This is a genomic window from Microbulbifer maximicatervae (SeqCode), assembly GCF_052467065.1.
Genome location: NZ_CP174299.1, coordinates 1,408,665 through 1,424,608 on the forward strand (window position 1 = coordinate 1,408,665; position 15,944 = coordinate 1,424,608).

Annotated in this window: 13 protein-coding genes; 10 read left to right on the forward strand and 3 right to left on the reverse strand. The window is 48.4% G+C overall.

Features of this window, described 5'->3' with window-relative positions; genetic code table 11:
* Positions 1-25: 25 nt before the first annotated feature.
* The 8 genes from serA (at position 26) to ACJJI1_RS06230 (ending at position 7,806) form a co-directional block, all read left to right on the forward strand.
* Positions 26-1,273: a phosphoglycerate dehydrogenase gene (gene serA / locus ACJJI1_RS06195; RefSeq protein ID WP_413663649.1), complete on the forward strand. Its 1,248-nt coding sequence runs from the start codon at positions 26-28 to the stop codon at positions 1,271-1,273.
* Between the two features lie 200 nt (positions 1,274-1,473).
* Entirely contained in the window at positions 1,474-2,382 is a 909-nt protein-coding gene (gene rarD / locus ACJJI1_RS06200) for an EamA family transporter RarD (protein WP_108734831.1), read from the forward strand.
* A 51-nt stretch (positions 2,383-2,433) separates the two neighbouring features.
* Positions 2,434-3,510, forward strand: coding sequence for a sensor histidine kinase (locus tag ACJJI1_RS06205; RefSeq protein ID WP_444958863.1), 1,077 nt, complete (start codon positions 2,434-2,436; stop codon positions 3,508-3,510).
* The gene (locus ACJJI1_RS06210; protein WP_444958864.1) at positions 3,507-4,289 is read left to right on the forward strand and encodes a LytR/AlgR family response regulator transcription factor; all 783 of its coding nucleotides are present in this window, start codon (positions 3,507-3,509) and stop codon (positions 4,287-4,289) included. The genes ACJJI1_RS06205 and ACJJI1_RS06210 overlap by 4 nt, the downstream gene beginning before the upstream one ends.
* Positions 4,290-4,427: 138 nt before the next feature.
* Complete coding sequence (locus ACJJI1_RS06215; protein ID WP_444958865.1) at positions 4,428-4,877, forward strand: cupin domain-containing protein; 450 nt, start codon at positions 4,428-4,430, stop codon at positions 4,875-4,877.
* Between the two features lie 147 nt (positions 4,878-5,024).
* Positions 5,025-6,197 (forward strand): MBL fold metallo-hydrolase, encoded by a 1,173-nt coding sequence (locus ACJJI1_RS06220; RefSeq protein WP_444958866.1) that lies wholly within the window; start codon positions 5,025-5,027, stop codon positions 6,195-6,197.
* 440 nt (positions 6,198-6,637) lie between these two features.
* Complete coding sequence (locus tag ACJJI1_RS06225) at positions 6,638-7,369, forward strand: DUF4386 domain-containing protein (RefSeq protein ID WP_444958867.1); 732 nt, start codon at positions 6,638-6,640, stop codon at positions 7,367-7,369.
* On the forward strand, positions 7,366-7,806 hold the full coding sequence (locus ACJJI1_RS06230) for a DUF6326 family protein (RefSeq protein WP_413663655.1): 441 nt from the start codon (positions 7,366-7,368) through the stop codon (positions 7,804-7,806). The genes ACJJI1_RS06225 and ACJJI1_RS06230 overlap by 4 nt, the downstream gene beginning before the upstream one ends.
* A gap of 202 nt (positions 7,807-8,008) precedes the next feature.
* On the opposite strand, the gene ACJJI1_RS06235 is transcribed toward ACJJI1_RS06230, so the two are convergent.
* The 3 genes from ACJJI1_RS06235 to ACJJI1_RS06245 form a co-directional block, all read right to left on the reverse strand.
* The gene (locus ACJJI1_RS06235; RefSeq protein WP_282930879.1) at positions 8,009-8,992 is read right to left on the reverse strand and encodes an alpha/beta hydrolase; all 984 of its coding nucleotides are present in this window, start codon (positions 8,990-8,992) and stop codon (positions 8,009-8,011) included.
* 115 nt (positions 8,993-9,107) lie between these two features.
* Positions 9,108-10,172 carry a class II fructose-bisphosphate aldolase gene (gene fba / locus ACJJI1_RS06240; RefSeq protein WP_282930878.1) on the reverse strand — a complete coding sequence of 355 codons (1,065 nt, stop codon included), beginning with the start codon at positions 10,170-10,172 and terminating at the stop codon, positions 9,108-9,110.
* An 89-nt stretch (positions 10,173-10,261) separates the two neighbouring features.
* Complete coding sequence (locus ACJJI1_RS06245; protein ID WP_444958868.1) at positions 10,262-11,425, reverse strand: phosphoglycerate kinase; 1,164 nt, start codon at positions 11,423-11,425, stop codon at positions 10,262-10,264.
* A 582-nt stretch (positions 11,426-12,007) separates the two neighbouring features.
* Here ACJJI1_RS06245 and ACJJI1_RS06250 point away from each other — a divergent pair.
* Complete coding sequence (locus tag ACJJI1_RS06250; protein WP_413663658.1) at positions 12,008-12,406, forward strand: globin; 399 nt, start codon at positions 12,008-12,010, stop codon at positions 12,404-12,406.
* A gap of 244 nt (positions 12,407-12,650) precedes the next feature.
* On the forward strand, positions 12,651-15,479 hold the full coding sequence (locus tag ACJJI1_RS06255; RefSeq protein ID WP_444958869.1) for a M16 family metallopeptidase: 2,829 nt from the start codon (positions 12,651-12,653) through the stop codon (positions 15,477-15,479).
* Positions 15,480-15,944: the final 465 nt, after the last annotated feature.

A 15,944-nucleotide genomic window follows, 5' to 3' on the forward strand; every position in this document is an offset into this window, starting at 1 on the left:
TTCGCACTCAGTGAAGAGATAGTTTATGGCTCCGCACAGTTCCGATCAAAAGAAGTCCCTGCAAAAAGATAAAATCCGCATCCTGTTGCTGGAAGGCGTACACCAGTCCGCCGTCGACTTACTCAGCTCCCGAGGCTACACCAATGTGGAGTACCTCAAGACCTCCCTGCCTGAAGATCAATTGATCGAGAAAATTGCCGATGCGCACTTTATCGGTATTCGCTCGCGTACCCAGTTAACCCGCAAAGTGTTGGAACACGCGTCCAAGCTGGTAGCCGTAGGCTGTTTTTGCATCGGCACCAATCAGGTGGATTTACAGGCGGCGACGGAACTGGGTATCGCGGTATTTAATGCGCCCTACTCCAACACTCGCAGCGTTGCCGAGCTGATTATTGCCGAAACTATTTTTATGCTGCGCGGTATTCCAGAGAAAAATGCTGTGTGTCATCGCGGCGGCTGGCAGAAGTCAGCGGTGGGCTCATATGAGGCCCGTGGCAAAACCCTGGGCATTATCGGCTACGGTGCTATCGGCTCCCAGGTTTCTGTTATGGCCGAAGCTATCGGGATGCGAGTCAGATTCTACGATGTGATTACCAAGTTGCCGCTGGGCAATGCCACCCAAGTAAACTCACTTCCGGAATTGTTGGCGGAATCCGATGTGGTCTCCCTGCACGTACCAGAGTTGCCTTCCACCAAAATGATGATGGGCGCCGAGCAGATCGCGCAGATGAAGCCCGGCAGTATTCTCCTCAACGCCTCTCGCGGCACTGTGGTAGATATTGATGCCTTGGCAGAAGCACTGAAGAGCAATCACCTGGCCGGTGCGGCAATCGATGTCTTCCCGGTTGAGCCCCGTGGCAACAGCGACGAATTCGTCTCTCCCCTACGCGGAATCGATAAGGCGCTGCTGACCCCTCACGTAGGTGGCTCCACTGTGGAGGCCCAGGAGAATATCGGTACAGAAGTATCGGAGAAACTCGCTCACTACTCCGACAACGGCACCACCACCAGTTCTGTGAACTTCCCGGAAGTTGCACTGCCCGGTCACCTGGATACCCACCGCCTGCTGCATATTCACAAGAATGTGCCCGGTGTGCTGAGCGCCATCAACCAGGTATTCTCAGAAAATGCCATCAATATCTCCGCACAGTTCCTGCAAACCAATGAGACAGTGGGCTATGTAGTGATCGATGTGGACGCAGAGTATTCTGATCTGGCACTGGAAAAATTGAAGAGTATCCCCGGCACCCTGCGCTGCCGCGTGCTTTTCTAAGCCTTTCGGTCATTGGCGGGTACCCACAAATACCCGCCAATGACACGCCAATCGGAGCCTTCCTCGCGGTAAAAAAGATTGATCCCCCCCGGCCACCGCTTCTACAATGGCCAGACCTATTCTTTTGCTTCAGGCCCAGGTGACCACATCCACGTGCCACCCCTGAACCAAAGCCAGAGTTATCCACAGCAGGTGCTCCCTTGCGTAGTAATGATTCCGCCTCAACCGGCCTTCTCGCCGGGATTTCCGCCTTCCTCATTTGGGGGCTGGCGCCACTGTACTTCAATAAATTACAGGATATTCCCGCTGCGGAAATCCTTGCCCACCGCAGTATCTGGTCGCTGGTACTCGCTATTGGTATTCTGCTGATTGTACGCAAAATGCCGGACTTTCTGGCAACCCTGCGCGATGGCAAGAAGATGCGGATGCTGGCCCTGACCACGGTATTGATCGGCGGCAACTGGCTGGTGTTTATCTGGGCGATCAATAACGGCCATTTGCTCGAAGGCAGCCTGGGTTACTACATTAATCCACTGATCAATATTTTGCTGGGGGTCCTGTTCCTGGGTGAGAAACTGCGGCGACTGCAATGGATCGCTGTAGCGCTGGCCGCTACCGGCATAGCCTATGAGCTTTGGCAATTTGGTCGCATACCGATTATTGCCCTGTTCCTGGCCTGCTCCTTTGCGCTATACGGTTTGGCCCGCAAGCAGGCCCCTGTGGAAAGCCTTACCGGCCTCGCGGTAGAAACTCTCTTTATATTGCCAGTGGCCGTGATCTACCTGTTTTGGAGCGACAGCCCCACCAGCAACTTGCTGAACAACAGCCTGGAGTTAAACAGCTTACTGCTCTTTGCGGGCCCCATTACCCTGGTTCCCCTGCTGCTGTTCACGATTGCCGCGCGCAGGCTCAACTTATCCACACTGGGCTTCCTGCAATACATCGGCCCCACACTGATGCTCGTGGTCGCCACCCAGGTATTGGGTGAATCTTTCAGCGAAGAAAAGCTCACCACCTTTATGTTTGTCTGGCTGGGGCTAGCGCTCTACTCTGTCGATGCACTGGCACAGCGTAGAAAGCTGCATCTACAAGGTAAAGCAGCGCTTTAACGGTAAAACCTGTGTAAGAATGGCCGCTGAAATTAACCGAAGGCGGCCATCATGAATTACTCGCCGACAGCCAACCCACCTCAAGTGCAACTGCTACCCAGCAGGCAGCGATCGCTGACTGTTTTGCTGGCTACTCTGCTTTGGACCCTGCTACTCAGCTTCGGCTGGAAAGGTACTTATACAGAGCTCCTACTTCAAACCAGCACAGCTGCCATATCAGCACTGATTACTTTTTGCCTGTTCGAGCAGTGGCCGCGCAACTTGCCTCAACGATTACCTCGCTGGGTAATACAGGTGGTGGGTGTGGCAATCTCTATTCCACTGACATTGCTGATCCTGTCCCCTGCCTTGACAGAACCGGGGGCACTTCCACTTTGGCAGGACCACAGCCGACACTGGAGTTTTCTCCTGATAGCGGTGACCGGCATGTTATTCGGGCCCTGGCTCGCTATGTCTGCGCTGTTGCGCCAGCGGGATATTGCTGTACGAGAGCAGGCGCAACTTTTTGAACGGCAGCGGGGTGCCCTGGAGCACCAGGCGCTCAATGCGCGGCTGCGTTTATTGCAATCCCAGGTGGCCCCACACTTCTTATTTAATACACTCGCCAATGTACAAGAGCTGGTAGAGTCTTCATCCCCTCAGGCACCCGCACTACTAAACAACCTGATTGCCTACCTGCGCGCCGCAGTACCGAAACTTGAGTCGGAGCAAAGTACCGTCGAGCAAGAGCTAACTCTGGTGCAGGCTTACCTGGGCCTGATGCAAATGCGTATGCCGGACCGCCTGGAATTTTCTATCAACGCTGATGACGAGGTGCGAAGTCAGTCTTGCCTGCCCATGTCTCTGATGTCACTGGTTGAAAATGCCGTCCGCCATGGCATAGACCCCAGTGAGGAAGGGGGACGTATTGATATTGAAATAAAGCTGGAACAGGGCCTCTGTATTGCCACCGTCACCGATAGCGGTATCGGCATCCAGGACAATTCCAACAGTCTCGGGACAGGGTTGGCAACTTTGAGAGAGCGGCTACAACTGACCTATGGCGATAGTGCAGGCTTGCGTTTGGTCGACCAACAGCCCACAGGTCTTTGTGCCGAATTGCTATTCCCTGCCGAGGAGCAAATATGAGTGCCACGCCCACCACCGCCCTGGTAGCTGACGACGAACCACTGCTGCGCCAGTCTTTGGTCCGCAAACTCAAAAGTGTCTGGCCGGAGCTGAAGGTTGTTGCGGAGGCCCGCAATGGTCGTGAAGCCGTAGAACTATTTGAAGAAAAGCAGCCCGATATCTGTTTTCTGGATATCCATATGCCGGGCAAGTCCGGTATTGAGGCAGCCCAGAGTATCGGGCGTCGGGCCCATTTAGTTTTCGTTACCGCATACGACAACTACGCCGTGGAAGCTTTTAGCCAGGGTGCACTGGACTACCTGGTAAAACCGGTAGAGATTGAGCGGCTCGCCGATACCGCCGAGCGGCTTAGGGAAAGGCTCAGCAGTTGCAAACCCGTCAGTCATCAACAGGAGTTACTCGAGCAATTAGCGAGACAGCTTCAATCCAAGGAAGACAAACCATACCTGCGTTGGATTCACGCTTCCATAGGCCAGCAATTGCGGATGATACCGGTAGAAGATGTGCACTATTTGCGTTCAGATGAGAAGTATACCCTGGTAGCCTGGAGCGAATCCGGCAACAACAATCTGGAGGCCTGTATTCGCACACCATTAAAGGATCTAACCCACCAACTTGACCCCGAACTCTTTGCCCAGGTTCATCGCTCTGTTGTCGTCAATTTAAAGGCCATCCGCCACGTAATAAGGGACGGAGATACCGCTCAAATTACCCTGCTAAATAGGGAGGAAATACTCCCCGTAAGCCGGCGTTACCTGCATCTATTCCGCCAAATGTAATCAGTTTGTTAGTAGGGGGCATTTGAAAGCCAATTTTTTCTCCGATGTTGGTCCGTAGAGATTTTCGCGAATTTATTGGACAGCATTAATTCTTGAACAAGAATTACATAAATCTCCATAAGATTGCCGGAAAGTTCAATGAGCCGCCACCTCCTTTTCCTTGCCATTCTGACACTTACATTTATCTCGGAAAATATATTTGGCCAGGACAAAACCAACGACGTAAAGTTTGAAACACTAGTTTCCTCTACAAAGGACTGGGAAGGACATTCCCTACCAAAAATGAAACCGGGGCAACCGGAATTAACGATTGTTAGCGTTACTATTCCGGTGGGTGAACAGATGCCCGTACACAAGCATCCAGTGCTAAATGGTGTCTATGTAGCAGAGGGCACTTTAACCATTGTACTCCCAGGACAGAAAGAAACGCTTACTCTGGGGGCAGGTAAGGCATTTATCGAAGTTACCGATAAATGGCATTATGGGCGCAATGATGGTGATACTCCCGTAACTATTATTCTCTTTTACTCGGGCCTGGAAGGACAGCCAACCACCATCTATAAAAATCCTGATGACAAACTAAGTTAATAGCAGCCTAAATCCTGATCCTTTACAAGGCATGAGTCCACTTCATCTACAGACTTGACCAAAATTTTTAATCATTTTTTTGTACGTTTAAAAATGTCTGCATATCATTGGTATGTATTTTCCGTACCGACTGGAATCTATAAAACCATGCGACTGGTCGTTGATATATTTGCCACTCTTGCCCTCGGGGTGTTCTTCGCGATTTCAAGCCTGGCCGAGCAGCCTGAATCTCTGAAGCGTTACCCACCTTATGTGGAAGATGATGGCAAAATGCACATCTACTTTTGTGGAACTGGCACGCCAGATCCGGCCTATCAATACTTGCGCCATCCCGCCTGCGTTGCTATTCGCAGCAGTGGGAAACTATTCCTCGTCGATGCCGGAGAAGGAGCTACAGCAAGAATTGGCCAGCTCGGCCTTAATCTCGCCCAGCTGGACCCCATTTTTATTACCCACTGGCACTCGGATCACTTTGGTGGTTTGGCCATGGTGATCAACGAGTCCTGGTTTGTTGGTGCCGACTCGCCTATTAATGTCTACGGACCCTACGGCATCCATCGCATTTTGGATGGAATTAACAAGAGTTTTGGGCCGGACATCCTTTTTCGATCGGCAAATAGGCAGGGGATTCTCGATCCAGTCCTAGCGGTCGCCACTCCCCACCTAGTGAATATTGCCGGGGAACAAAGCGAGATCGTAAAAGATGTGTGGCACCACAGGAATACCTATGTCTCTGTGTTTGCCGTACATCACGAACCGGTTTTTCCCGCATTTGGTTACGAGATACGTTTTGGCCCCTGTAAAGTCATCATTACTGGTGATACCCATGTTTTCGATGCGCTAGAGCCAATTGAACGGGATGCCGATCTACTGATTTCTGAGGCTCTCAGCTATGCCCAATACATCAGCAAGCTGAAGCAAACCGGGGATAACCGTCGCGCTCGTTTGCGATATGAGAAGGCAAATCAAATTATCCACTACCATTCCAATACTCTGGACATTGCCAAGATGGCAACCAAAGCGGGAGTAAAATCGGTTGCCTTAACACACCTAATACCACCCCCCGTTACTGAAGCTGACAAGATCGGCTTTATTAAGGGAATGCGTAAATTCTATTCGGGCCCAATTCGGGTAATGGATGACCTGGATGAAATTGTGCTATCGGACAATGGACAGGGTACCTGTAAGGTTGAATACCCTACTAACAGAGTTCCCACAAGTGCAAAACAGACTTCGGAGAAAAGTGATAAACCCCGCAAGAAGCCAGCCTCCACACCGAGTCCCTCCGAATCCAAGAAAGCCAGTCAACAACCCGATTAACAGCAGGCTAAACAGTGTGAGCCGCATACAGTTGGCGGCTCACAAATCTTCTGGATGGCCATACCATCCCAAATCACTTATCTCACTATTCCGCACTTCAAACCACGCTTTCCGCAGCCCATGCCTAGCTGGGTAGCGCACAACTCAATATTCCAATAGGTTTCTTTGCTTACAGTGACTCTAAAGAGACCACCATGGCGTCAATAGCTAGTACCCCACACCCAATAGTCGTAGTACCGCGAGAGATACAGAAGCTTTACCTCTATTCACAACGGAACAACACCATAAGTACGTCTTTGCTGACCATATTCTTCTTATGAAATTCCAGCTGATTACCGTGGTTGGAAGTTCACCGCAGTCCCCTTTATATGGGTACCGCGACTAGGACCTAACCAACTTTTGGCTCTCTATCTGTCAATTTGTTTTTACAAGGATATAAAATGACTCAAAAAGAATATGCCAGACTTTCTGGGCTTATTTATTTACTTACCATCTTGTTGGGAATATTTTCTTTAGTATACGTGCCTTCGCAAATTCCCATAATATGGGAAAGCGCACCATTAACAGCACAAAACATCCTGAAATATGAATTTCTATATAGATTAGGAATTTTAGGCGGGATACTTCTTTATATACTATTTTCAATACTGCCACTAGCGTTATATCGCACATTTGCACCTGTAAATAGGGGATGTGCGTCATTAATGGTTGTTTTGGCCCTCACCAGTATTCCATTTACTCTACTCAATATAGTTAACAAAGTTGACGCTCTCACACTTCTTAGCGGAGCAGAATATCTCCTAACTTTTGAAAAAGAACAAATTTATACTCAGGTATTATTGTTATTAAAATCGTATAGCAATGGAATCCAAACCATCCAGGTTCTCTGGGGATTATGGTTACTTCCTTTCGGATACCTGGTCTACAAATCAAACTTACTACCCAAAATACTGGGCATACTTTTAATGGTGGGATGCCTTAGCTATTTAGTAAGGTTCTGCGCAAATTTACTTTTCCCTGAATATCAAATCCCCGCTTTTATTAGAGTACCCGCCTCTCTAGGGGAGATCGGAACCTGTCTATGGTTACTAATTATGGGCGTTAGAACTCCACCAACTATTACCGAATCAAATCAAAAGTTATCTACCAGTAAGATCGAGGGAATGTCATGAACGATAAAGACAACTTAAAGAGCACATCGACCAAGCTCACTGACAGTCATATAGATGTTAAGATTAAAATAGCCGGGCTATGGGCTTCAGTAGTACTACTTTACATCTATGGGGATTTCTTTGGGCTATTTAGGACAGGAAAAATAGATAGAATAATTGAGGGGTTCGGGCCATTTGGAGCGGTCACACAAGAGTCACTACTTACTGTATCAATCATTGTGTCACTCCCCTGTATTATGGTTGCCCTTACTTTATTACTTAAACCATCTATCTCTCGCTGGATAAATATTATTACATCCTCAGCTTTCATTATTTTCTTATTTGTAACATTTTTAATGTCCACCTGGTATTTCTACTTCTATCTGGGATTTATCGAGATTATTCTAAAATTAGCTATTATTTGGCTGGCTTGGCGCTGGCCTCATGAGGAGTATTAATAGAGTTTTTGACCAAAGGAGAAGGAAAGAACATATTGTACTTGGGCACCGCCGCATAAGGCATGGATGGCGTCTTCGACCTTATCGGGGAAATTTACAGAGCGTTCATTTCTTCTAACTAAGTAGATTCGCTAAGGCTTTCCGAGTGAAAAGTGCAGGTCAAAACTCTGCGAGTTGAGCGATACAAGTTATCGCTCACAGCCTATTTGGTTAACCACTCATCCATCGCCGCTAATATTTGATGGCGATAAGGTTGGGTTTCGTTAATCATCTGGTGCCGGGCACCGCGTATCAATACCCGGTGGCAATTGGGAAAACGATTCCGAACAGCATGAAGACCATAACGCCAATCAACGGTTTTATCATCCGTTCCCTGAACCAAAAGGATCGGGCGTGGGTTGCGTGCCGTGCGGGGAAATGTCTGCAACCAATCCACCATCGCCCTGAGCCAGCTCATAGAGATTGATTGAGATTGAAGGGGGTCCCTAAGTGCCTGACGTCGAGAAAACTCCACATCGTGGGTATTAATCGTAAAGGCCCGGCCGGGTTCGCGGATAAACAAGCGGCCCACATAATATTTCCAGCGATTTAGCCAGGCCCAGTTTGACGGCCTTACCAAGGGAGCCAACAAAAAGACCTTATCCAGAGGCTGCCAGCGGCTGTATTGCAGATGGGCCAGTAGTGCAGCGCCACCGGTGCTCTGGCCCATTGCATGCCAAGGCCCGGGCAACTTATTTCGCGCAATTTCCAAGAGTCCATCAAACGCCTGGCGGTATTGCAGGAAAGTATGGATAGCTACACGCTCACCACTGGATAAACCATGTCCGGGGAAATCAAAAATCACTACATTGAGATCCCGCTCCAGGCCAAAGCGGATTGCCGGACCATAAATACCCGTATGATCAAAATAGCCATGGCAAATAAACAAGGTGCCCTTGGGATTCTCGACCATCCAATACTGTGAAACCAATTCAAATCCGGCAACTTTAAAAGTGCCGACTCCGGTCTTATGGGCTCGGGGAAAATGCAAATCGTAAAAATTACGATAATCCCGCAGCTCTTTGCACAGAGGGGTTTCGTCAGCGCCGAAATCCAGTTCAGGCAACTTCTGACGCAATGCCGAGTAGTCCGGGCGCTTTATTACCGGGCTATTATCGTAGGTGCTGAGGTCTTGCAAAGTATCCATTAGTGCAATGGTACTGCATTTTGGCGGTAGGGGTAGTGATATCGTAGCGGGAAAGACAACCTGAAAAGAAAAAAGGTGGGCATAGAGCCCACCTCTTCGCAACAGTGGATGACCGTTACTTGATTTGCGGCTCCAGCTCACCGGCGGCGTAGCGTTCGCTCATAACATCGAGGCTAACAGGGCGAATCTTGCTGGCATTACCAGCTGTGCCAAACGCCTCATAACGAGCGATACAGATTTCCTTCATCGCTTGCATAGCGGCTTTGTAGAACTTGCGCGGGTCAAACTCAGATGGGTTCTGAGCCAGGAAGCGACGTGTGGCACCAGTCGAGGCCAAGCGCAGGTCGGTATCGATATTGACCTTGCGCACACCGTACTTGATACCTTCACAGATCTGCTCAACAGGAACGCCGTAGGTTTCCGGGATCTCACCACCAAACTCATTGATTACAGCCAGCCACTCCTGGGGTACAGAAGAGGAACCGTGCATTACCAGGTGGGTGCCTGGAATACGAGCGTGAATCTCTTTGATACGGTCGATGGCCAGGATGTCCCCTGTGGGCGGACGAGTAAACTTGTAAGCACCGTGGCTGGTACCACAGGCAATTGCCAGGGCATCCACCTTGGTCTTCTGTACGAAGTCAGCGGCCTCTTCCGGATCGGTCAGCAGCTGGTCGTGGGACAGCTTGCCCTCAGCGCCAACACCGTCTTCCTCTCCAGCCATACCGGTTTCCAGGGAACCCAGGCAGCCCAGCTCACCTTCAACAGAAACACCACAGGCGTGGGCCATATCCACCGCGCGCTTGGTGACATCTACATTGTACTCGTAAGAAGCCGGGGTCTTGCCGTCTTCCTCAAGGGAGCCGTCCATCATCACTGAACTAAAGCCCAGTTGGATAGAGCGCTGGCAAACGGCGGGGCTGGTGCCGTGATCTTGGTGCATAACTACCGGGATCTCAGGGAACTCCTCAATAGCGGCAAGAATAAGGTGGCGCAGGAAGGGAGCGCCGGCGTACTTGCGGGCGCCCGCAGAGGCTTGAACGATTACTGGAGAATCGGTCTCTTTGGCCGCTTCCATAATCGCACGCATCTGCTCTAGATTGTTTACATTAAATGCGGGTACACCGTAGCCATGCTCTGCGGCATGGTCCAACATTTGGCGCAGGCTGATAAGAGCCATAATTAATTCCTTTCTCGTCTACTCGTAGTATTTGTATTTTTGCTTTTATGACCTGCCTGCAAATTGCGACAGGCCTTATTTTTCGTTATTTAGTCTTGTGCGCGGCTTTCCAGTATAGCGACCGCTGGAAGCTTCTTACCTTCAACATATTCAAGGAAGGCACCGCCACCCGTGGAGATATAGGAAACCTTGTCGGCAATGCCATACTTATCCACAGCTGCCAGAGTGTCGCCGCCACCAGCTATAGAAAACGCTGCGCTCTCGGCAATGGCTTTAGAGAGGTGCTCGGTACCGCCACCAAACTGGTCAAATTCAAACACACCTACAGGACCATTCCAGATAATGGTTTTCGCACTGCTGAGAATTTCTTCCAGTTGCTCGGAGGATTTAGGACCGATATCAAAAATCATATCGTCTTCAACCACAGCATCGGCACTTTTGGTTTCTGCTGCGGCGGATTCACTGAATTCTTTACCTGTGACTACATCAGTTGGCACAGGGATATCACACTTCTGCATCAGGGCCTTGGCGGTATCTACCAGATCGTGCTCGCACAGGGACTTGCCCACTGGCTTGCCGCTGGCTGCCAGGAAGGTATTGGCAATACCACCACCAACAATCAGCTGATCGACTTTGTCAGCCAGGCTTTCGAGTACCGTCAATTTTGTAGAAACTTTGGAACCACCAACAATAGCAACCAGCGGGCGCGCCGGCTCAGCCAGGGCTTTCTCCAATGCGTCCAGCTCAGCAGCCAATAGAGGGCCGGCGCAAGCAACCGGTGCAAATTTAGCCACACCATGGGTGGAAGCCTGGGCCCGGTGGGCAGTACCAAAGGCATCCATCACGAAGATATCGCACAACTGGGCATAGGCCTTTGCCAGAGACTCATCGTCCTTCTTTTCACCACTGTTGAAACGTACATTTTCCAGCAGGGCAACTTCCCCATCGGTCAGCTCAACGCCATCGCGCCACTCTTTGACCAGTGCCACATCACGGCCCAGCAGCTCACCCAGGTGTGCGGCGACCGGGGCCAGGGAGAATTCTTCCGCGTACTCACCCTCTGTAGGGCGCCCCAGATGGGACATCAACAGCACTTTAGCCCCGGCTTCGATGGCGGCTTTTATCGTCGGTAGTGCCGCGCGAATACGTGCATCGGAAGTTACACGACCGTCCTTAACCGGTACATTCAGGTCCTCACGGATAAGTAAGCGCTTACCAGCGAGATCGAGATCTGCCATCAGTTTGACCGCCATTAGCCAATCCTCTTCTACTTCGATTAACTGAAAAATGTGGGCGGCGATTATATCAACTGGAACCTATTGATGCCGATATTAAAAACAGGGGAATACGTTGTTATATCAGCCAATCTACGCATTATTTAGCGCAGCTGATACTGTCTTAGGGGTCATCAAGCCAAAAGCGACCTTAGTTGATAGCTGTTCGCCCAGGAGGTAAGCAAGTAGTTACTTCAAACAGAATTGACACCTAACGCCAACTAATGGCAATGCTTTCAGGATCAATCCTCCAACCTCCAAAGGACTACCTAAGCCAGTTAAATAAATAAAAGGCCATGTAATTGCGATTCAAGTAGCAATCGACACCAGACAATGTAAATAAAGCCTTATAGAACTCAGAGTATCAGCCCTGAATCAGCCATTCACACACAGAGAGTTACTAATTAATTACGCCAGATAACAAGCAGGCACAGCCAAATTGTACTTCCCGCTTCTAAATTCGATCGCTAGAATCGCCGCCCCCCTTCCAAATGCATATTAGTCACAGAGGCCACTTAAAAGTAAAACTGAGGGTGGCCAACATAAGAGGTAACCAAAACGATGCAACCAACGGATAGTGATATCGTTTTTCAAAGCTATGGACGCTGTTGCAATAAAGAACAGTTTTTTGTGGATTTTTATGATCGTTTTATGGGAAGTTCTACAGACATCCGTCAGCTCTTTGCCAATACAGATATGAAAGCCCAGCGCCATCTTTTGCGTAACGGCATTATGCAGCTAGTGCTTTATTCTCGCGGCATGCCAGACACCAAGCTGCGCGCTCTGGGTAAAAGTCACGATCGCAATGGCTATAACATCCGCCCAGAATGGTATCGCCTCTGGCTCGACGCCCTACTCGCCACCATTAGGCAGCACGACGAGGAATACTCGCCAGAAGTTGATGCTGCCTGGAATCGAGCAATCCTTCCGGGTATTGAAATCATACGCCAAGCCTACTGAGTCGTACGCCCCAAAAAGTACAACTTAAATTTGCTAAGCCCCAAGCCAGCCATTTATTATCAGACTTTCTGGCAGCTTTTCTCTGCTTATATCAATGCAGGGTTTACCAATGCTGGTTTGGTGCTCCAAATCTAATTTAAAGGGAGCGCAAAGAAAATCACCTAATGCCAGTTTAGAACTATAAAAAATTAAAGCCATGGAACGATAACTCTCTCCTACAGGAAAAAGGGACAAGGAAACTATTATGAAAACGGTACGGAAGTACAGCATTCCATTAGCGCTCGCTATAGCGCTCTCAGCTTGCAGTGACGCTCCCCAAAATAATAAAAACCCCGAGGCCAAGAAAGAGCTGTTTGCCTCCGAGAATTTAGAAAATAAGTTTGAGTCCCTAAAAATAGGTTATGAGAAATTTACTCTGCCCAATGGCCTGCGTGTAATCATCCACGAGGATCGCAAAGCTCCTATTGTTTCCGTGGGCGTTTGGTACCACGTTGGCTCAAAAGATGAAAAACCTGGAAGAACAGGGTTTGCACATTTATTTGAGCACCTGATGTTCAATGGTTCAGAAAACTATAATGATGAGTTTTTTAAACCGTTTGAACTAGCTGGTGCAACTGGTATGAATGGTACCACCTGGCTGGATCGCACAAATTACTTCGAGACAGTACCCACCAACGCCTTAGACATGGCTCTATGGATGGAGTCTGACCGAATGGGTCATCTATTGGGCGCAATTACTCAGGAAAAACTCGATGAGCAGCGTGGCGTTGTGCAGAATGAGAAGCGCCAGGGCCAGAACCAACCCTATGGGAAAGTATGGGAGCGGATGCAGAAAGCAATTTATCCAGCTGGGCATCCCTACTCCTGGACCACCATCGGCTCAATGGAAGACCTGAATGCAGCTTCTCTTGAAGATGTTCACGAGTGGTTTAAACAGTATTACGGCGCAGCTAATACCGTACTAGTACTTGCCGGTGATATTGATGTAGAAACAGCAAAAGAAAAAGCAGCCCATTTTTTTGGCGACATTCCCTCCGGCCCTCCTCTTATCAAGAAAAAAGCGTGGATTGCCAAGCGAGATCAGTCCAGCCGTGAGCAGATGTTTGATCAAGTTGCTCAATCGCGTCTTTATAAAGTCTGGAATACCCCTAATCTAGCTCACGACGATGCTGGAGCTATTGCTCTAGCAGCAGCAGTATTGGGGGATGGAAAAAACTCCCGGCTCTACCAGCGCCTCGTATACGAAGATCAAATCGCTACCAAAGTTAATATTGGGCTGCATGAATTTGAATTGTCTTCCATCTTCCCTATTGTTGCCGATGTAAAGCCCGGGGTTGAACTCGCAACAGTAGAGGCCGCCATTGAGGAAGAACTACAACGTTTTCTCAAGGAAGGGCCAAGCAAAGAGGAACTTGCAAGGGTTAATATGAGCCACTATGCATCCCAAGCACGCAACCTTGAGCAGGTAGGTGGCTGGGGCGGTAAGGGCGTAATTTTGGCTCGGGGTGAACTCTACCTCGACAATCCCAACGCTTACCTGGAAGCGTTAACCAAAATGCAAAACACCAGCCCTCAAAAGGTAAAAGAAGCCGCCGTAAAATGGCTTTCCAGTGGTGATTATAATCTGGAAGTACACCCTTTCCCCAAATACACTACTTCCGAGACTGGTGCAGATAGGTCTAAATTACCCGATACCGGTGAATTCCCCAGCATCCCATTTCCAGAATTACAGACCACGGAACTCTCTAACGGTCTAAAAGTGATACTTGCCCAACGCGACTCTGCTCCAGTAGTCGATATTCGCCTTATGTTTGATGCCGGTTACGCTGCAGACCAGGGTGCTAAATTGGGAACCTCTAGCTATGCCATGTCCATGCTAAAGGAAGGGACTACAAAATTAAGCGCCTTAGAGATTGATGCCAAAGCAGAAATGTTAGGGGCCAGAATCTCGGCTGGTTCGAACATTGATACTTCTTCTGTACGGCTCAACGCATTAAAAAACAATCTCGATAGTTCCATATCCTTGTTTGCCGATATCGTAATGCATCCAGCCTATTCCGATGAAGAGATTGAGCGGAAACGTGCTCGGTGGATAGCAGGAATCCAGCAGGAAAAAACCCAGCCGGTAAACATGGCGTTGCGGAATTTACCACCTCTTTTATATGGTGAAGGACATGCTTATGCAGTTCCTCTCACCGGTTCGGGAACAGAAAGCTCTATCAGCTCCCTGAACCGTGAAGATCTGGTAAATTACCACAAAACCTGGATGCGCCCCGATAATGCCACTCTGGTTGCAGTCGGAGATATCAGCATGGGTGATCTGACAAAAAAATTAGAGCAGCACTTTGCGGATTGGAAAGCACCCAAAGAGCCGTTACCTACAAAGAATCTACAACAGGTTGCGCACCCAGAAAAAACTAGAATTTATCTAATTGATAAACCGGGAGCTGAACAGAGCATAATTATTGGCGGTCTCTTGGCTCCGTCGGAAACGATGCCTCAGCGAGAAGCCTTACATATGATGAATGATATCTTTGGAGGCACTTTTACCGCGCGAATTAATATGAATTTGCGGGAGGATAAGCACTGGGCTTATGGAGCCTATTCATTTATGACTGGGGCCAAAGGACAGCAACCGCTCTTGGTCTATGCACCAGTTCAAACGGACAAGACCAGTGAATCTTTAAAAGAGCTTTATAAAGAACTCCAAGCCTATGTCGGCGATTCTCCAGCAAAAGAAGACGAGCTGCAGAAAATTAAAGACAAGCGAATCAATGAATTGCCCGGCCGTTTTGAAACAGTTCGAGCTGTATCAGGAGCTATTTCTGGAATGGTTACCTACGATCGACCTTTAAATTATATGGAAGGTTATGCAAATGAAGTTCGCAATGTCGATCTACCTTCGATCCATTCACTTGCTCGAGATACTTTAAAGGTTGATCAATTTACCTGGATTATCGTTGGAGACAAAACCAAGATAAAAGATAAAATTGGTAAACTTGGTATAGGATCAGTTACCGAGCTCAAAGTAGACAAGGATTTACCTGGCGAAACTTCGACCGAAGAGGGATAAAAGCTAGCGATAGCGGCCAGCCTGTACTCTCATGTATGACTGGCCGCCTTATATCGTTCCAAACGGATGAATACCAATGAAAAATAGAAACACACCTTAATGCTACTTATCTAGTCAATAATAATTGACATGCTGCATTCAAACTAGAATTCTTTGCTCCAACTCACAATTTTCATCATTAGGTATCAAGATGACTCTCGGAGCTTCAACTTTAAAACCCCAATAACTCCCCCCCAGAAATAGAAACAACCTGAAAATCTAGTAAACAAAAAATAAAAGCTACGACCACACTTAAAAAAAATTAAAAACATCCTTAAAAAGATAAAAATAAAGCAAAATATAAATTCAATAAGAAAACAAAAACAACAGCAATTAAAAAATAATTATTCATACAACAAGAAAAGCCTGATAAATTCCCCTCTTCGACGCTCAAGTAAATATCAACAACTAAAAAACTTGAAATTA